We start from the raw sequence: 2,230 nt of genomic DNA, 5'->3' as shown, positions 1-2,230 counted from the left end.
ATTCTTTGTTGCTTCCTCGTTCGGTATAAATGTCACCAAATCTCATACCTTGTTCAGCATGGGGGTATACTAAAGCATACTTGATATCATTGTCTTTGAGTGCTTCACGAATTTCTTTGTGAGTTGAAATTAAGATGTAATCATAGTCACCTGTCTTAACGTGCTTAATGATATCCTGTAAGTAGTTGCTTGGAAAATCATCTTTAGGATAGTTGCTAGAATCTAAGTCTAAAAACTTCATTTCTTTATTATTCTCTGCTAGATAACTCTTACCTGAACCAGCAAACGCTGAAATTATATGTGTGTTTTTCAATGTACTTCCTCCTTTTCTTCAAATTAAAAGTTTTATTCAGTTTCTATTTTAGTAATAATATTATCTAATTTTAACAAAACGCCACTTAAACTTTCTCCCATGTGAATGTCGTCTTGTAATTCTTCAAGMAATTCAATAATTTTATCTTTTTCCATAATTACTCCTCCTTTATATCAAAGTATTACGTACGAAATATATAATCAAGTTTATCTATGATTTCTTTTGTTTCATCTTCTGCACCATCATAAGACGCATGACCATGTAAATAGTTACTTATCGTAGCGATCATCCCTAATATAGTTATACGTTCTTCTTCTGAGATAATATTTATCTTTTCCAATTTCTCATCTCCATCCTGTCATATCTAGTTGACGACTACTTGCCATGTTGAAAATCAATCCGTCTGATAGCCCTTTTGGTAACTTAAATGACTTATATTCTTTCAATCAGATATCTCCCTTTATGTGTAAAATGTTCGATTAAGCGTATTTTTTGGTGACTTCAAGTATCTCGTCTATGTCACTTTCTTCGATATAATGTGATTTGGCTCTATCGCATATGAATCTTATTTTCTGCATTGCCTTTATCAACTCGTTTATGTCTTTCCATAATTCCTTCTCTTTTTCAGTCAAAAAGATTTCACTCCTTCGCTATTTATGTCTATTGCCAAATCCCAAAAACTCAACCCCGTATTTTACGGTGTTTATCGTACCTTGTTTCCCAATAAGTCAAATATTTTATATGATAATTTATTTACTAAACAGCTCAACCAGTTTGTTTATAGTATTTACATAGGCATATTCAACTTCAATTGCATTGTTCGTTCGAGCACGATCTCTTCCTTCTGTAAGAAATGTTATTAATTCATCCCATCTTTCTTGATGAACTCTGTTTTCTTCAATTAGTTTATTAAGCATTTCTTGCATTCCATTGCCTCCAATTCCTTTTATTAACTTATATTATGATTATAATTCACTAATTAGAAGATTGCAAGTGTTTTATTTCCATAAAATTAGACTTTTATTTTATTTAATTCTGACCTAACCATTCAACCTTACCAATCCAATACTTATTCCCGTCTCGCTTACTTCTTAAGTCCACAACCATATTATGAGCCTCAGTTTGAGATAAATTTATTGCAATTTGATTAGCTACATTGTTTTTTGTATCAATCATAGCCACACTAAAGTTACTCATCGCTTTTTCATCTCCTCATCACGTTTAATCCTATCCAATATCGCTTGACCGTAACCGTTATGCTTACCTGTATGATAACAGCCTAACCCAAACAGGTAAGCCCCTATTATCCATAATACTATAGTCATGCAAATTCACCTCAAAGTGTGTTATAATCTTTCACGTAGCTGGCGTAAATCAAACAAACAGTTGAATTACCTCAATCAGTCAGCTACGCTTTTAATGAAAATGCGTAACAACCATTAACTTAGGTTCAACATCTAAATCAAACTTCAATTTAACAAAGTCTTTGACTCGTTGTTTCGCAGCTTCATCAATTTCTAACTCCACTACACCACTAAAACCTTCATATTCGTCACCATACCTAACCACTTCACCAACTAAGAAATAATTTCCACTCATCCCGTCAATGATGTACGTCATTGATCCAACATCATTTTGGCTATCATATTCATCGAACTCATCGCATCTTTCATCATCATAATAATCCATTCCAATATCTACACCAATTACAATGTAATCTTCACGATTTACGCTCATCATTTATCCTCCATTTCCTACTAAAAGAGATGATTTATTTTAATTCATTTTGTTTTTCGTCTAATATCTCACCACAGTCATCACATGAAATAACAGTTGTTATAAAAGTTTGAAGGTAAAAGTGTGTTACATAGCTTTCTTCGCTTGAATTCTTATGACTACATTGTTCTTCATTCATGG

Annotated in this window: 8 protein-coding genes; all 8 read right to left on the bottom strand. The window is 32.5% G+C overall.

The genetic code is table 11. From position 1 onward, the window contains the following. On the bottom strand, positions 1-313 hold a 313-nt coding region (locus AC1DSL_RS17450; RefSeq protein ID WP_477533198.1), incomplete at its 3' end, for a hypothetical protein. 32 nt (positions 314-345) lie between these two features. Continuing rightward, the gene (locus AC1DSL_RS17445; protein WP_477533197.1) at positions 346-468 is read right to left on the bottom strand and encodes a hypothetical protein; all 123 of its coding nucleotides are present in this window, start codon (positions 466-468) and stop codon (positions 346-348) included. 26 nt (positions 469-494) lie between these two features. Next, positions 495-653: a hypothetical protein gene (locus tag AC1DSL_RS17440; RefSeq protein ID WP_477533196.1), complete on the bottom strand. Its 159-nt coding sequence runs from the start codon at positions 651-653 to the stop codon at positions 495-497. Between the two features lie 139 nt (positions 654-792). Next, entirely contained in the window at positions 793-945 is a 153-nt protein-coding gene (locus AC1DSL_RS17435; RefSeq protein WP_477533195.1) for a hypothetical protein, read from the bottom strand. A 117-nt stretch (positions 946-1,062) separates the two neighbouring features. Beyond that, on the bottom strand, positions 1,063-1,239 hold the full coding sequence (locus AC1DSL_RS17430; protein ID WP_477533194.1) for a hypothetical protein: 177 nt from the start codon (positions 1,237-1,239) through the stop codon (positions 1,063-1,065). A 103-nt stretch (positions 1,240-1,342) separates the two neighbouring features. Beyond that, positions 1,343-1,510 carry a hypothetical protein gene (locus AC1DSL_RS17425; RefSeq protein ID WP_477533193.1) on the bottom strand — a complete coding sequence of 56 codons (168 nt, stop codon included), beginning with the start codon at positions 1,508-1,510 and terminating at the stop codon, positions 1,343-1,345. Next, entirely contained in the window at positions 1,507-1,638 is a 132-nt protein-coding gene (locus tag AC1DSL_RS17420; RefSeq protein WP_477533192.1) for a hypothetical protein, read from the bottom strand. The genes AC1DSL_RS17425 and AC1DSL_RS17420 overlap by 4 nt, the downstream gene beginning before the upstream one ends. A 91-nt stretch (positions 1,639-1,729) precedes the next feature. Next, complete coding sequence (locus AC1DSL_RS17415; protein ID WP_477533191.1) at positions 1,730-2,050, bottom strand: hypothetical protein; 321 nt, start codon at positions 2,048-2,050, stop codon at positions 1,730-1,732. Between the last annotated feature and the right edge of the window lie 180 nt (positions 2,051-2,230).

This window comes from Paenisporosarcina sp. P4_D4, from assembly GCF_056401835.1.
This window is presented reverse-complemented; position numbering and strand designations above follow the sequence as displayed.